Origin of the sequence: uncultured Tenacibaculum sp., assembly GCF_947502995.1 — a bacterium.
Classification (GTDB): domain Bacteria; phylum Bacteroidota; class Bacteroidia; order Flavobacteriales; family Flavobacteriaceae; genus Polaribacter.
Genome location: NZ_CANNBW010000012.1, coordinates 40,866 through 55,643, shown reverse-complemented (window position 1 = coordinate 55,643; position 14,778 = coordinate 40,866). Strand labels below are relative to the sequence as shown.

Sequence of the window (14,778 nt, the reverse complement as noted above, 5' to 3'; positions counted from 1 at the left end):
TTTCTAATGTTTATTCTTGGTTGTCGATAGCTTCTTTAATTTTGTTTTCAAGCTCTTCCATTAATTCAGGATTATCTTTAATAATACCTTTTACAGCATCTCTACCCTGACCTAATTTTGTGTCTCCGTAACTAAACCAAGATCCACTCTTTTTAACAATACCAAGCTCTACACCGATATCTAAAATTTCACCAACTTTAGAAATACCTAATCCATACATAATATCAAATTCTGCAGTTTGGAAAGGTGGTGCTACTTTGTTTTTAACAATTTTTACTTTAGTACTGTTACCAATAACACGGTCTCCATCTTTAATTTGCGTTCTTCTACGGATATCTAAACGAACAGAAGCATAGAATTTTAATGCATTACCACCCGTTGTAGTTTCTGGATTTCCGAACATTACACCGATCTTTTCACGTAATTGGTTAATAAAGATAACTGTACAGTTAGTTTTACTAATAGTAGCTGTTAACTTACGTAATGCTTGAGACATTAAACGTGCATGTAATCCCATTTTAGAATCACCCATTTCACCTTCAATCTCAGATTTTGGTGTTAAAGCTGCTACAGAATCGACAACAACAATATCAATAGCTCCAGAACGAATTAAGTTATCCGCAATTTCTAATGCTTGTTCACCATGATCTGGTTGTGATATAATTAAGTTATCAACATCTACACCTAAACTTTCAGCATAAAAACGATCGAAAGCATGTTCTGCATCAATAAATGCTGCAATTCCACCAGCTTTTTGAGCTTCAGCAATGGCATGTATAGTTAAGGTTGTTTTACCAGAAGATTCTGGTCCGTATATTTCAATAATTCTTCCTCTAGGATATCCACCTACACCTAACGCTAAATCTAAACCTAAAGAACCAGAAGAAATCGCATCTACATCGTCGATTACTTTATCTCCTAATTTCATTACAGTTCCTTTTCCGTAAGACTTATCTAATTTATCTAGAGTGAGTTGAAGCGCTTTTAATTTCGCTTCTTTTTCTTTATCTGTTGCCATAAAATTGGTAAAAATTATTATAAAATAAGATATGCTAAGTTATGAAAAAAGTAGTGTAATTTTGATTCCTTTTTCAGATTAACTATTTATTATGGAACATCGTCATTTTATTATTCATAAACCTTTCGGATTTCTTTCTCAGTTTATCAACAATCAAACTAAGAGACAGAAAAAAATGTTAGGAGAATTATATGATTTTCCTGAAGGAACAATGGCTATTGGACGTTTAGATGTAAAATCTGAAGGTTTATTATTGTTAACAACAGATGGAAAAGTAAGTGATTTTATTACGACACGTGGTAAAGTAGAAAAAGAATACTATGTGCAAGTTGACGGTGCGATTACTAACAAAGAAATTGAATTGTTAAAAACTGGTGTTAAAATTGGAATTAAAGGTGAAAAGTACCTGACAAAACCTTGCAAGGTTAGCGTTATTGATACTCCTAATTTTCCGGAACGTTCTATGAAAATTAGAGACGATAGACACGGACCAACATCTTGGATTTCAATTATATTACAAGAAGGAAAATACCGTCAGGTTCGTAAAATGACTTCTGCTGTTGGTTTTCCAACACTACGTTTGGTTCGTGTTCGAATAGGAAATATATGGTTAAACGATTTACCTTCTGGAGGTGTAATTGAAGTTTCAAAATTAATTTAAAATATTCTTTGGCTTACAAAGTCAATTTTGAAAAAAGGTATTACACTTCTGAATTTATTATTGACTTTATTAACAGAAAAATAGATTTTCACTTTACGTAATTTTAAAATTTAATTCACATGAAAAAATCAATCTTAAATCTAGGTAAAGTATTAAACCAAACAGAATTAAAAAATACTAAAGGTGCTATTTCTAATGTAAGATGTAAAGTTGAACTAGATTGTCCTGGTGGTTTTTACTTTGACAATTACCTATGTAGTTGTAAGGAAATTATATTTTAAAAATAAAGGCTGTGTAAATTACACAGCCTTTTTAAGTTATTTAGTTTTTTATCATATGAATATGAGGAATTCCATCTTCAATATAACCTTCACCAACTTGTTGAAAACCGTGAGATTCGTAAAACTTCTGTAAATAGGTTTGCGCACCTATTTTTATAGTTTTTGTAGAAAACTTATTAATAACGGTATCAATAGAAAACTTCATTAAATCGTGACCGTAACCATATTTACGTTCCGGTTGTTTTACAATAACTCTACCTATACTAGCTTCTTCAAAATAATCTAATGGTTTAAATAAACGCGTATACGCTATAATTTCATTATTCTTAACACCTAAAACATGTAAAGCTTTTTCATCTTTACCATCGATATCTTGATATACACAATCTTGTTCAACAACAAATACTTCTGAACGTAATTGTAATAAACTATAAAGCTCCCTTAAAGAGAGCTCATTAAAAGATTTTACTAAAAATTCCATTTGTTAACTAGTTATTAACTACAAGCGATTTTAGATACTCTATTTTGGTGACGACCACCTTCAAATTCTGTAGCTAAGAAAATTTTTACAAAGCCTAATGCTTGTTGTAATGAAACAAAACGAGCCGGAATTGTTAATATGTTAGCATTATTATGTTGTCTTGATAAAGCAACCAATTCGTTATTCCAACATAAGGCAGCTCTAATTCCTTGATGTTTGTTTGCAGTCATTTGTGCTCCGTTACCACTTCCGCATAAAATAATACCTAAATCGGCTTCATTATTTTCAACTGCATTAGCTGTTGGATGAATTGTGTCTGGATAATCCATACTACCATTATCATCTGTTCCAAAATTAACTACAGTATGACCTAATTCTTCTAATAATTTGATGATTTCAAACTTATATTCTGTTCCTGCGTGATCATTACCAATAGCAATAGTCATAATTTCTTGATTTTAATTGTGTTGTTGGTCACAAAAATAGTGTTATTAACGGTTATCAACAGTAATTAACAATGCTTTTTTTAAAAAGGGTAATAAACAACTTAAAATAAACGATTTACCAATATTTCTAAATTGTTAAGAACTACTAAGAAGTTTATCAAAAGAATTTTTGGGTTTCTGAGTTTTTTTTACAATACAGCGGTCTACATGAATTATGCAACTTTTTTTTTAGTTTTTTAATTTGAATTTATCAACATAAAATTTACAATTTATTTACAGTGAACAGGAAATTAACTATTCATAAAAATAAGTGTATTTCTAATCGAACAGATTGTTAATAACTATGTTTTATAGTTGATTTTCAACCTACTTTTATACTCATAAATTGTTAATTTCATTTAATAAGTGATAAAACCAAATTTAAATTCAGAAAACAATTCCACAAATTAACAGACTATTATAATCAGTTGTCTTTTTTTTAAAATTTTAAATAAAACAATTAATAATAATATAAGTTGTTAATAAGGAAAACTGAGCTATGAAATTTTGATTAAGTAAGGAATGTCTTTTTTTGAAGAAACAACTGTTGTTGGGTCCTTTTTACTTAGTGTTGTGTTTATACTCACTGCAGCAATAATGATTCCTGTAATAAATATTACAAGAAAGAAGATTATTATTTTACGTAAGTTTTTCACTTTGTAGTAGTTAGTTTATATAAAGACGAGAAAATTTAAGAGATGTTACATTTTTCTTAAGATTTTTTTAAGAAATATTATCCGTGGATAATTCTTTGTACTTTGGTTCAGTAAAAAATTTAATTAATTATATGCCTAAAAAGAAGAAAATTTACAAGAAGAAAGGTAAGGTGATAAAGGATTTAACGAGAAAAATTTTTAAAATCTTAAATGAAGATAGTAACAAGGCTTTTAATTATAAGCAAATTGCTAGCAAAATTACTATAAGTGATACAGACGGAAGAAATCAAATTATAAAGAAACTTCACGAACTCGCTGCTACAAATAAAATTGTAGAAGCAGAAAAAGGAAAGTATAAAATTAATGCAGATCGTAAGTATCATATTGGTACAATGGATCTTACAAGTAATGGTAATGGATATTTTATTTGTGACGATTTTGAAGACGATATTTTTGTTCCTTCAGTAAACATTAATAAAGCTTTACAAGACGATATTGTTAGAGTTTACGTGTATAACAAAAGAAAAACATCTAAACTAGAAGCAGATGTTGTTGAAATCATTGAAAGAGCTCGACAAGAATTTGTTGGAACATTACAAATGAGTAAAAATTTCGGTTTTGTTTTACCAGATAATTCTAAAATGTATGCAGATATATTTGTATCGAAAGGAAAATTAAATGGGGCCGATAATGGAGACAAAGTAGTTGCCAAAATTACAGATTGGCCAGAAAACTCTAAAAATCCATTTGGAAAAATTACCCAAATCTTAGGAAAGCCAGGAGATCATGATACTGAAATTCATTCGATTTTATTAGAATATGGATTACCTTATGAATTTCCAAAAGAGGTAGAAGAAGACGCAGAAAAGTTACCTATAGCTATTACAAATGAGGAAGTTGCCAAACGTAGAGATATGAGAAACGATCTTACGTTTACAATAGATCCGAAAGATGCAAAAGATTTTGATGATGCCTTATCGTTTACAGTTTTAGAAAACGGTAATTATGAAATTGGAATTCATATTGCTGATGTTTCTCATTACGTACAACCGAAAACAATTTTAGATGACGAAGCTTACGACAGAGCAACATCTGTATATTTAGTTGATCGTGTGGTACCTATGTTACCAGAAATGTTATCTAATGGAGTTTGTTCTTTACGTCCGAATGAAGAAAAATTGACTTTTTCAGCTGTATTTGAGATGAATGAAAAATCGCAGATTGTAAATCAGTGGTTTGGAAGAACAGTTACCTATTCTGATAAACGTTTTGCCTATGAAGAAGCTCAAGCCATTATAGAAAGTAAAACAAATGTGGTTCCTGTTGAAGTTTCATTATCAGGTTCAGCATATACTGTAGATGAGAATATTTCAAATGCTATTTTAAAATTAGATGAATTAGCTAAGAAAATGCGTAGTAAGAGAATGAAATCTGGAGCAATATCCTTTGATAAAGTAGAAGTAAAATTTCACTTAGATGAAAATGCTAATCCGGTTGGTGTATTCTTTAAAGAAGGAAAAGATGCTAATAAATTAATTGAAGAATTTATGTTATTAGCCAACAGAAAAGTAGCAGAATTTATTGGTAAAGCTAAAGGTGGTAAACCAAGCAATAATACATTTATATATCGTGTTCACGACGAGCCAGATGTTGAAAAGTTAGCTTCTTTACAAAATATTGTTTCTAAGTTCGGATATAAAATTGATACACAAACAAGAGAAACAACTTCTCAATCTTTAAACCAACTTTTAAAAGAAGTTCAAGGAAAAGGAGAAGCTAATATGGTGGAAACTTTAGCAATACGTTCGATGAGTAAAGCGGTTTACACTACACAAAATATTGGACATTACGGTTTAGCTTTTGAATATTATAGTCACTTTACTTCACCAATTCGAAGATATCCAGATGTAATGACACACAGATTATTACAACATTATCTAGATGGAGGTACTTCACCAAAAGTAGAAGGTTATGAAGAACGTTGTAAACATTCTTCAAAAATGGAAGAACTCGCAGCAAAAGCAGAACGTGAATCAATTAAGTATATGCAAGTTAAGTATATGCAAGATCATAAAGATGTAGAATTCGAAGGTGTTGTTTCTGGTGTTACAGAATGGGGAATTTATGTTGAAATTATAGCTAATAAATGCGAAGGAATGGTTCGTATTAGAGATATAAAAGATGATTATTACATTTTTGATGAAAAACAGTATGCAGTTGTAGGTCAGGCAACTCAAGCTGTAATTCAATTAGGAGATGAAGTTGTTGTTAAAGTTAAACATACAGATCTTGAAAGAAAACATTTAGATTTTGACTTAATATCACACTAAACTTTAACTTTTTCAATATACTAATCACACAAATTTATAGTTTAATTTGTAGTTATATAATCACCTAAAAATGAAACAAATATTATTTTTTAAGCTTTGTTTTCTTTCTATTTTTACTTTTGCTCAAACCACAATTATGAAGCAACTGAAAGATTTTGAGGTTCTTAAAGTATACAATGGTATCGATATAGAATTAATTAAATCTGATAAACAAGAAATTTATATTACTGGAGAGAAAGCAGAAAAAGTAAGAATTAAACAACAAGGCAAGAAATTAAAAATATCATTGCGCTTTCCTGAAACTACAGCGGATGGAAAAGTAAAAGCTAAATTATATTTTAATAAAGATATTAGCATTATAGATGCAAATGAAGGAGTTACATTAACATGTAAAGAGATAAATCAAAATCATGTTGAAATTAAAGCTCAAGAAGGCGCGTTTATGAATTTAGTTGTTAACACAAAACATTTAGCTGTGAAAAGCTCTTCCGGTGGAGTTATTAAACTCTCTGGTGAAGCTAAAAATCAGACAGTTAAATTAGATTTAGGTGCAACTTATCACGGTTACAATTTAAAAGTTACCAATGTTTGTACAGTAACTGCTGGTTCCGGTGCAAAAGCTGAAGTTCATTCAGGAGAAACTTTAAATGCTAAAGTAAGCTTTGGTGGAACAATACTTTATAAAGGTAAGCCAGAACTTATTGAAGAAAAGAAAGTAATTGGTGGAACTATTGAAAGAAGTAACTAAAGTTTTTTATATCTTTGCAATACAAAATTTTGGATGATGAATACATTAACAACATTTTTAGCAATTCCTGGTGGAGCGTCTATAGCATTAATAGTAGTTGTAGTACTATTATTATTTGGAGGAAAGAAAATTCCTGAATTAATGAGAGGATTAGGTTCTGGTATTAAGGAATTTAAAGATGCTACTAAAGAAGAGGACGATAGAATCGAAGAAAAATAATTTTTAAGAAATTATATATGTAAAGCTCACAATTTTGTGAGCTTTTTTATTGCATTAAAGTTTGTAGTACTTCTTTTTTTAGTCGAACACTTATAGGTACTTTACAATCACGTATTACAATTAAATTACCATTAATCTCATCGATTTTATTTTTTGATACAATATAGGATTTATGTGTTTGTATGAACTCGTTTTTAGGCAATTGCTCATACATTTGTTTTAAAGTAATATGTGTAATAATTGTTTCTTTTTCTGTAATTACTTTTACATAATTCTGCATAGATTCTACGAATAGAATATCACTAGTTGCAACTCTTTTTATTGCATTAGATGTTTTAATAAAAATTGTATTGTTATCATCTTCTTTAACTAACAAACGTTCAGCTTTATTAACAGCCTGTAAAAATCTGTTGAAAGGAATAGGTTTTACTAAATAATCTATGACTTCAAAATCATAGCTTTCTAATGCATGTTCAGAATATGCACTGGTAATTACTATAAGTGGTGAGTTTTTAAGTGTTTTTAACCATTCTAACCCTGTTAATAATGGCATATTAATATCTAAGAAAATTAAGTCAATTTCATGTGATTGTAAATATTCATTAGCTATAATTGCATTTTTACACAAAGCAATAACTTTTACTAAAGGAATCTGATCACAATACTCTTTAATTCCTTCTCTGGCTAATGGTTCATCATCAACAATTAAACAATTTATTTTTCTCAATTTAAATGTATTATAAGTTCAACTTCATGTGTATCTTCAGTAGATTTAATATTTAAATCATATTTATCTTTATAAAGTAAATTTAATCTCTTTCTTACATTTTTTAAACCTATTCCCCCACTCTTTGCCTGATGATGAAAAAAATCTTTAGAGTTATTAACAATTAGTTTTAAAAGGTTATTTCTTTCTACAATTGAGATTGATATAATATTATTTTTTGCTTCATTATGATTACTAATATGTTTAAAAGCATTTTCTATAAAAGGAATTAATAATAAAGGCATAATCAAATTATGTTCTTTTTCAATATCTATATTTAAATTTAAAACGATATCCTCTCCTTTTCTTATTCTTTCTATACTAATGTATTCTTCTATGTAATTTATCTCTTTATATAGCTCTATTTTATTTGTATTACTCTCATAAAGTTGATAACGTAATAAATTAGAAAACTTAAGTAACGTGTTTTTAGCATTAGCGTTATTCTTTCCAATTAAATGATAAATACTATTAATTCCATTGAATAAAAAATGTGGATTTAATTGAGCTTTTAGGTATTTTAATTCAGCATTATGATTCTCTATTAGTAATTCTTGTTTTACTCTCTCAGATTTGATGTATTCTTGTTGAAAACGGTAATAAAACCCAACTATAAAATATATGAAATGAAATATTGAATTATGATAAAACCATATTATTCCAGCTGCAATTGGTTCAAAACTATACACACGATACTTTACTGCTAAAGCAACATCTAAATAAGTTTCCACATAAGTTATTAAAAAGAAAAGTACTATAGAAAATCCCCAAAACATTGCTTTTTTGTTTTTCACATAATACTTAGGAACCAACCAAAACACTTGAATGTAAAATAATAAAGCATTAAAAAACATACCATACAGGTATGCTTTTTTTAATAATCCTTCTTCTTTTCCAAATCCATTCCAACTTAAATTACCAGAAGTTATATATAGATAACTTAATAACCAGAAAGTTAAATGTAAAAGGATTATAAAGATTCTCTTTTTTATCATTTCATTAGTTTCTTAAATAAAGAAAAGCATAAATTATCTAAACTCGAAGATTTACCATGAAAAGCTGAAATATTCGATAATATCAAAACTGCTTTTTTAGTTTCTTTATGAAATACTAAACAAGATCTATATCCACCAGTTCCTCCATTATGCCAGTAAAACTTTTTATTTTTACTGTCTATAATTTGCCAACCTAAACCAATTTTAGCTACTTTATTTACAGCAAATGTTTCTTTTAAAGGTAATGTATACATTGGATCATTTTCGAAGTTTTTACGGATGAATTTTTCCATATCTTTAGTTGTAGATTTTATGCCTCCTGCTCCAACCAAAGCATCTGTAAAATCCCAATTACTTGCAAAACTACCATCAGGATTTAGACCTTTTACCAATTTACTTTTATCTTTTACATTAGTTGAAGTACTATTCATTTGTAAAGGATTAAGAATAGTTTCATTTAGCAATTGATGATAAGTTTTCTTTGTTTTTTTTGTTAATATATATCCTAATAATCCCATTCCTAGATTAGAATACACACTCTTATCACCAGCTTTAAATCCATAGTCAATTTTCCCATTCAAATACTTTTCTAAGTCATCATTTGTGTACTCTTTATATGGATTTGTTGGATTCTTTTCCATTTGTTTATACATATTAGAAGGTAAAACAGGAAACCCAGAGCTATGATTTGATAAATGTTGTAAAGTAATACTATCGCCTTTATGAATAGTAAAATCAAAGTTACTTTGTAAAGTTTCATTCAAAGTAGTCTTACCATGCTGTATTGAATTAGATAACAAAATATTGGTAAATACTTTTGTAATAGATCCTATTTCAAAAATACTTTCTTTATTATCAATACTATTTATAGTACCATTTTGTTTTCTAACACCTAAGAACTCTGAATTATCTCCATCTACAAGTAAGACTGACAGTTCTGTATTAGTTGGGAATTCTTTTATAAAAGTATTAATATCATCGGTATAATTTTTCTTTTGAGCTACAGTAGTATATAAACTAATTATAGCAATTATGGTAATAATTTTTTTCATCATTTTTAAGTTTGATACAAATAAACAGATGAATTAAAAGACTTTATAATTTGTTTGATGATCGTTAGTTTTTTGTTGATAAACGTAAAAAAGCCAGTAGTTTTACTACTGGCTTTTAATTTATTTAGTATTTATAGATGTATTATTAATCTTCAGAATCATCTTTTTTCTTGTTTTTAGCTCTTTTCATCGCTTCACCAATTTGGTTACTTGCTGTAAAAGACGCTACCATGTTATTTAACATGTCACTACCTGCTTGCGGTGAGTTTGGTAATAAGATTAAGTTACTATTAGTTTCTTCTCCTATCGATTGTAATGTATCATAATGTTGCGTTACAACGATTAATGCAGAAGCTTCTTGACTATTAATACCAACTTTATTTAAAACTTCTACAGACTCTTCTAAACCACGTGCAATCTCTCTTCTTTGGTCTGCAATACCTTGACCTTGTAAACGTTTACTTTCTGCCTCTGCTTTTGCTTTTTCAACAATTAAAATACGTTGCGCATCTCCTTCATATTGAGCAGCAATTTTTTCTCTTTCAGAAGCATTAATTCTATTCATTGCAGCTTTTACTTGAGCATCAGGATCGATATCTGTTACTAACGTTTTAATAATGTCATATCCATACTCCATCATTGCATCATTTAATTCAGATTTTACTGCAATTGCAATATCATCCTTTTTAACAAATACATCATCTAACTTCATTTTAGGAACTTCGGCACGAACAACATCAAATACATAACTTGTAATTTGATCGTGTGGATAGTCTAACTTATAGAAAGCATCATATACCTTATCTTTTATTACTTTATATTGAACAGAAACCTTTAAACGTACGAATACATCATCTAAAGTTTTTGTTTCTACAATTACATCTAATTGTTGAATTTTAAGACTTAATTTACCTGCAATACGATCTACTAAAGGTATTTTTAAATGTAAACCAGACTGACGAATACTGTGAAACTTACCAAATCGTTCGATTACAGCAGCTGTTTGTTGTTTTACTATAAAGAATGCTGATATCAATAATATTATAGATATAAATATTATTATTGGTAATAATGGGTTAAAAACGAATAACATAGTTAAATTTTTTTAAGTTGATTTATTTATAAATATAGCTATTTAAGTTACTTATATGACGCAATTTTTTTTAATTGTTACAATATGTAGTAATTTTATCCTAAACAAACTTAATTTATGGAACTTATTCAAAAACACATAACAGAAATTTTATTGCTATTATTTCTTATTGTTACTTTTTTACAATCGGGTATAGATAAGGTTACAGATTGGAAAGGAAATTCATCTTTTATCAAAGAACACTTTAAAAATTCTCCTTTAAAAAATTCTGTGCCTATTTTATTAGCAGTTATTTTAATTATGGAACTTTTAGCTGGTGCTTTAATGTTCGTTGGTATTTTTCACTTATCAACAACAGGTGCAAAAGAAATTGCTTTAATTGGAGCAGTACTTTCTGCACTAAGTTTAATTTTTCTTTTAGTAGGACAAAGATTAGCAAAAGATTATGCAGGTGCTATGACGTTAGCAGTTTATTTTATAATTGCAATTTTCGGAGTGTATTTATTAAGTAAGTAAAATTTATAATAAAAAAAATAAATATAATTTTTAATTATAGTAAACGCTTTAAATAATGAGATTTAAAGCGTTTTTATTTTTTACTAATATGATTTTATAGATTATATATAAAACCTTCTTAAAACTATCTACAAATAATTATTTCTTGTTTTTTATGATGTAGATATGAGATGAATATTCTTTTGTTGATATTCCCTTTATATTAGACCACAATCCAACAAAAAAAGCATTTAAAAAGTTATTTCTTCCTCTTTTATATTTTTCAGATAACATAGAAACATAGAATGAATCAAATAACATTGGTTTTATATTTACAACTTCCATTTTGATTTTATCAAAGATTCTTGAGATGCTATTTTTTGAAAAATGCCAAATATGTCTTGGAACATCATAAGCAGCCCAAAAAGATTTATAATAAGTAGCATCATAACTTTTATAATTAGGTACAGCAATAATTAAAGTTCCATTCTCTGTTAACATGTTTTTAATTTTGTTAATAGTCTCATCTAAATTCGTTACATGTTCTAAAACATGCCACATTGTTATTACATCAAATTTCTGTTCACGTAATTCATCAATTGAATTTAATATAACTAAGTTTTTAGTTCGTCCTATATCTCTTGCTTTAGAATTTGGTTCAATACCTACAACTTCCCAATTTTTGTTTTTACATTCTTTTATGAAATCTCCAGTACCACATCCTATGTCTAATATTGACTTATTTTTATTACTATAATTATTTATAAGTTTTATTTTTTTTGATATCGTATACTTTCTTACGCTTTGATAAATCTTATTAATTATTCCTTCACTACTGTCTGTATGTGAAATGTATTCTTCACTCTCGTAATAAGAACTTAAATTATCAGGTATTGGACTTGTAATTAATAAATCGTATTCTTCGTTTCTTAATAATTTAAAATCTTCTTTACTTATTGAATGATCTTTACAATCTTTATAAAGGGAAGTGTTTTTATTATAGTTCAAGTTATTTTTTATTTTAAGTTCCACGTGAAACTTTTCGTTTTTAAAAGGTAAATTTAAAAAATGTTCCACAAGGAACATTCGCTTTTTTGATTTAAATTTTAAAGAATAAAAAAAAACGTTCCACATGGAACGTTTTAAATTATCTACCCATATAAACTAATAATACGGAGACGTCACTTGGAGAAACTCCACTTATTCGACTCGCTTGTGAAATACTAGTTGGTTTTATTTTTAGAAGTTTTTCTCTTGCTTCGTATGATAATGATTTTACTTTAGTGTAATCAAAACTTGAAGGGATTGGAACGTTTTCTAATCTGTTTAATTTATCAGCGTTGCTCTTTTCTTTTTCGATATAACCAGAATACTTTAAATGAATTTCAACTTGTTCAATGATTTCTTTATCTATTGAATTTTCTTTTATGAAATTATTTAATTTTTCTATAGATAAAAAGTCATTAAAATTAAGCTGAGGTCTGGCTGCTATTTTATATAATTTCATAGATTGATTTATAGCTGCTAGATTTTTCTTCTCAAGTATAGGATTTATATCTTCTTTTGTTACACTTAGCTTTTTTAAGAATTCTATAGTTTCTTCTGTTTTCTTTTCTTTGTTAGTAACTCTTTCTAATCTTTCTTCTGAAGCTAAACCAAGTTCGAAAGATTTTTTAGTTAATCTTAAATCAGCATTATCTTGACGAAGTAGAGTTCTGTATTCTGCACGAGAAGTAAACATTCTATATGGTTCTTCAGTTCCTTTTGTGATCAAATCATCAATTAAAACTCCTATATAAGCTTCACTTCTTTTTAAAATAAAAGGTTCTTTATTTTGTGTTTTTAACGCTGCATTCACACCTGCCATTAATCCTTGTGCTGCTGCTTCTTCATATCCAGTAGTACCGTTAATTTGCCCTGCGAAAAATAAGTTTTCGATAAGTTTTGTTTCTAACGAGTGCGTTAACTGTGTTGGTGGAAAATAGTCGTATTCTATTGCGTATCCATATCTAAAAAACTTTACTTTTTCAAAACCAGGAATAGAACGTATTGCTTTATCTTGAATGTCTTCTGGTAAAGATGTAGAGAACCCATTTACATATATTTCAACTGTATTCCAACCTTCAGGTTCTACAAAAACTTGATGTCTTTCCTTATCAGCAAAACGATTTATTTTATCTTCTACAGACGGGCAATATCTAGGTCCGGTTGATTTAATTCTTCCATTAAACATAGGAGATCTATCAAACCCTTCTCTAAGTAAATCATGAGTAGTTTGATTTGTATAAGTTAAATAACAAGATCTCTGTTTTTTTAAAACAGATGTAATTGGTAAATAAGAGAACTTTTCTGGATTATCATCACCAGGTTGTTCTGTCATTTTAGAATAGTCTAAAGAACGTCCATCTACTCTCGGAGGTGTTCCTGTCTTCATTCTTCCAGATTCAAAACCTTTAGCAACTAAGTCTTCTGTTATTCCAGTAGAAGCTCCTTCTCCTGCTCTACCACCACCAAATGTTTTTTCTCCAATATGAATTAAACCATTTAAAAATGTACCTGCTGTTACAATTACAGTTTTGGCTTTTATTTCTAAACCAAGATTTGTTTTTACTCCAATTATTTTGTTTTCATCGAAGATTAAACCGTTTACAGAATCCTGATAAAAGTCTAAATTTTTAGTTTGTTCAAGCATATTTCTCCAACATTCTGCAAACTGCATTCTGTCAGATTGAGCTCTCGGACTCCACATTGCAGGTCCTTTAGATTTATTAAGCATTTTAAATTGTATAGCGGTTTTATCTGTGACAATTCCACTGTAACCACCTAACGCATCAATCTCTCTAACTATTTGTCCTTTTGCTATTCCACCCATAGCAGGATTACAACTCATTTGAGCAATGTTCTGTAAATTCATTGTAATTAAAAGAGTGTGTGCTCCCATGTTTGCACTTGCTGCTGCTGCTTCACTACCAGCATGTCCTCCTCCTACTACAATAACATCGTATGTTGTTGTGAATAAACTCATCTTTATATTCTGTATTGGATATTCTTTAAAATAAAAAAGTCCGTTCCACGTGGAACGGACTACAAATTTAAGACTTTTAAACAAGTATTTTCTTTGTCTCTCATGATTTGTTTTTCATTATCTGTTTTATCTTTAAAACCCATATAATGAAGTATCCCATGTATAATGACTCGGTGTAGTTCTTCTTGAAAAGAAACTTCAAATTTAGAAGCATTTTCCTTTACTCTTTCTATAGAAATAAAAATATCTCCACTCACAAGTTTACCTAAAGAATAATCGAAACTAATAATATCTGTGAATGTATCATGTTGTAAAAATTCTACGTTTATTTTATGTAAATAAGTATCATCACAAAAGATATAATTCACTTCACCTAGTTCGTGGTTTTCTTCTTCTATACATTTAATAATCCATTCAGATGTTCTTTTTTCATCTGTAAGTTCAAAGTTGGTCTCGTAGTTAAAAGCTATCAT

The 14,778-nt window shown here is 28.5% G+C and carries 16 protein-coding genes; 6 read left to right on the top strand and 10 right to left on the bottom strand.

Annotated features, from left to right (window positions below):
* Positions 1-10 precede the first annotated feature (10 nt).
* Positions 11-1,018: a recombinase RecA gene (recA, locus tag Q1A46_RS11200; protein WP_299678266.1), complete on the bottom strand. Its 1,008-nt coding sequence runs from the start codon at positions 1,016-1,018 to the stop codon at positions 11-13.
* A 91-nt stretch (positions 1,019-1,109) separates the two neighbouring features.
* Between recA and Q1A46_RS11195 the strand changes: the two genes are divergently transcribed.
* Both Q1A46_RS11195 and Q1A46_RS11190 read left to right on the top strand, forming a co-directional pair.
* On the top strand, positions 1,110-1,679 hold the full coding sequence (locus tag Q1A46_RS11195; protein WP_299678263.1) for a pseudouridine synthase: 570 nt from the start codon (positions 1,110-1,112) through the stop codon (positions 1,677-1,679).
* 119 nt (positions 1,680-1,798) lie between these two features.
* Complete coding sequence (locus Q1A46_RS11190) at positions 1,799-1,960, top strand: hypothetical protein (protein WP_299678260.1); 162 nt, start codon at positions 1,799-1,801, stop codon at positions 1,958-1,960.
* A gap of 40 nt (positions 1,961-2,000) precedes the next feature.
* Here the strand turns inward: Q1A46_RS11190 and Q1A46_RS11185 are convergent, their stop codons facing one another.
* Together Q1A46_RS11185 and rpiB are read right to left on the bottom strand one after the other, a co-directional pair.
* The gene (locus Q1A46_RS11185) at positions 2,001-2,441 is read right to left on the bottom strand and encodes a GNAT family N-acetyltransferase (RefSeq protein WP_299678257.1); all 441 of its coding nucleotides are present in this window, start codon (positions 2,439-2,441) and stop codon (positions 2,001-2,003) included.
* A 14-nt stretch (positions 2,442-2,455) separates the two neighbouring features.
* Positions 2,456-2,887, bottom strand: a complete 432-nt coding sequence (gene rpiB / locus Q1A46_RS11180) for a ribose 5-phosphate isomerase B (RefSeq protein WP_299619083.1) — start codon at positions 2,885-2,887, stop codon at positions 2,456-2,458.
* Between the two features lie 826 nt (positions 2,888-3,713).
* Between rpiB and rnr the strand changes: the two genes are divergently transcribed.
* The 3 genes from rnr (at position 3,714) to Q1A46_RS11165 (ending at position 6,879) form a co-directional block, all read left to right on the top strand.
* A complete protein-coding gene (gene rnr / locus Q1A46_RS11175; protein ID WP_299678254.1) occupies positions 3,714-5,912 on the top strand; it encodes a ribonuclease R in 2,199 nt (732 codons plus the stop codon).
* Positions 5,913-6,048: 136 nt separating this feature from the next.
* Complete coding sequence (locus Q1A46_RS11170) at positions 6,049-6,660, top strand: head GIN domain-containing protein (RefSeq protein WP_299678251.1); 612 nt, start codon at positions 6,049-6,051, stop codon at positions 6,658-6,660.
* 36 nt (positions 6,661-6,696) lie between these two features.
* Entirely contained in the window at positions 6,697-6,879 is a 183-nt protein-coding gene (locus tag Q1A46_RS11165) for a twin-arginine translocase TatA/TatE family subunit (protein ID WP_095068690.1), read from the top strand.
* 46 nt (positions 6,880-6,925) lie between these two features.
* Here Q1A46_RS11165 and Q1A46_RS11160 read toward each other — a convergent pair whose 3' ends face one another.
* The 4 genes from Q1A46_RS11160 to Q1A46_RS11145 form a co-directional block, all read right to left on the bottom strand.
* Positions 6,926-7,606, bottom strand: coding sequence for a LytTR family DNA-binding domain-containing protein (locus tag Q1A46_RS11160; RefSeq protein ID WP_299678246.1), 681 nt, complete (start codon positions 7,604-7,606; stop codon positions 6,926-6,928).
* Entirely contained in the window at positions 7,603-8,640 is a 1,038-nt protein-coding gene (locus tag Q1A46_RS11155; RefSeq protein WP_299678243.1) for a sensor histidine kinase, read from the bottom strand. The genes Q1A46_RS11160 and Q1A46_RS11155 overlap by 4 nt, the downstream gene beginning before the upstream one ends.
* Positions 8,637-9,692 carry a serine hydrolase gene (locus tag Q1A46_RS11150; protein WP_299678240.1) on the bottom strand — a complete coding sequence of 352 codons (1,056 nt, stop codon included), beginning with the start codon at positions 9,690-9,692 and terminating at the stop codon, positions 8,637-8,639. Before Q1A46_RS11150 ends, Q1A46_RS11155 begins: the two co-directional genes overlap by 4 nt.
* A 145-nt stretch (positions 9,693-9,837) precedes the next feature.
* Entirely contained in the window at positions 9,838-10,785 is a 948-nt protein-coding gene (locus Q1A46_RS11145) for an SPFH domain-containing protein (RefSeq protein WP_299678237.1), read from the bottom strand.
* Positions 10,786-10,902: 117 nt separating this feature from the next.
* Here Q1A46_RS11145 and Q1A46_RS11140 point away from each other — a divergent pair, with 117 nt between their 5' ends.
* On the top strand, positions 10,903-11,301 hold the full coding sequence (locus Q1A46_RS11140) for a DoxX family protein (protein WP_299678234.1): 399 nt from the start codon (positions 10,903-10,905) through the stop codon (positions 11,299-11,301).
* A 138-nt stretch (positions 11,302-11,439) separates the two neighbouring features.
* On the opposite strand, the gene Q1A46_RS11135 is transcribed toward Q1A46_RS11140, so the two are convergent.
* From Q1A46_RS11135 to ybeY, 3 genes are all read right to left on the bottom strand, one after another.
* Positions 11,440-12,288 carry a bifunctional 2-polyprenyl-6-hydroxyphenol methylase/3-demethylubiquinol 3-O-methyltransferase UbiG gene (locus Q1A46_RS11135; RefSeq protein ID WP_299678231.1) on the bottom strand — a complete coding sequence of 283 codons (849 nt, stop codon included), beginning with the start codon at positions 12,286-12,288 and terminating at the stop codon, positions 11,440-11,442.
* Positions 12,289-12,427: 139 nt separating this feature from the next.
* Positions 12,428-14,305: a tRNA uridine-5-carboxymethylaminomethyl(34) synthesis enzyme MnmG gene (gene mnmG, locus Q1A46_RS11130; protein ID WP_299678228.1), complete on the bottom strand. Its 1,878-nt coding sequence runs from the start codon at positions 14,303-14,305 to the stop codon at positions 12,428-12,430.
* Positions 14,306-14,364: 59 nt separating this feature from the next.
* Entirely contained in the window at positions 14,365-14,778 is a 414-nt protein-coding gene (gene ybeY / locus Q1A46_RS11125) for an rRNA maturation RNase YbeY (protein WP_299678225.1), read from the bottom strand.

What these genes read in the sequence shown, in the direction of transcription:
- recA (WP_299678266.1), bottom strand. Translation starts at nt 1,018, where the DNA reads ATGGCAACAGATAAAGAAAAAGAAGCGAAATTAAAAGCGCTTCAACTC.
- Q1A46_RS11185 (WP_299678257.1), bottom strand. Translation starts at nt 2,441, where the DNA reads ATGGAATTTTTAGTAAAATCTTTTAATGAGCTCTCTTTAAGGGAGCTT.
- Q1A46_RS11155 (WP_299678243.1), bottom strand. Translation starts at nt 8,640, where the DNA reads ATGATAAAAAAGAGAATCTTTATAATCCTTTTACATTTAACTTTCTGG.
- mnmG (WP_299678228.1), bottom strand. Translation starts at nt 14,305, where the DNA reads ATGAGTTTATTCACAACAACATACGATGTTATTGTAGTAGGAGGAGGA.
- Q1A46_RS11145 (WP_299678237.1), bottom strand. Translation starts at nt 10,785, where the DNA reads ATGTTATTCGTTTTTAACCCATTATTACCAATAATAATATTTATATCT.
- Q1A46_RS11190 (WP_299678260.1), top strand. Translation starts at nt 1,799, where the DNA reads ATGAAAAAATCAATCTTAAATCTAGGTAAAGTATTAAACCAAACAGAA.
- ybeY (WP_299678225.1), bottom strand. Translation starts at nt 14,778, where the DNA reads ATGATAGCTTTTAACTACGAGACCAACTTTGAACTTACAGATGAAAAA.
- rpiB (WP_299619083.1), bottom strand. Translation starts at nt 2,887, where the DNA reads ATGACTATTGCTATTGGTAATGATCACGCAGGAACAGAATATAAGTTT.
- Q1A46_RS11170 (WP_299678251.1), top strand. Translation starts at nt 6,049, where the DNA reads ATGAAGCAACTGAAAGATTTTGAGGTTCTTAAAGTATACAATGGTATC.
- Q1A46_RS11165 (WP_095068690.1), top strand. Translation starts at nt 6,697, where the DNA reads ATGAATACATTAACAACATTTTTAGCAATTCCTGGTGGAGCGTCTATA.
- Q1A46_RS11150 (WP_299678240.1), bottom strand. Translation starts at nt 9,692, where the DNA reads ATGAAAAAAATTATTACCATAATTGCTATAATTAGTTTATATACTACT.
- rnr (WP_299678254.1), top strand. Translation starts at nt 3,714, where the DNA reads ATGCCTAAAAAGAAGAAAATTTACAAGAAGAAAGGTAAGGTGATAAAG.
- Q1A46_RS11140 (WP_299678234.1), top strand. Translation starts at nt 10,903, where the DNA reads ATGGAACTTATTCAAAAACACATAACAGAAATTTTATTGCTATTATTT.
- Q1A46_RS11195 (WP_299678263.1), top strand. Translation starts at nt 1,110, where the DNA reads ATGGAACATCGTCATTTTATTATTCATAAACCTTTCGGATTTCTTTCT.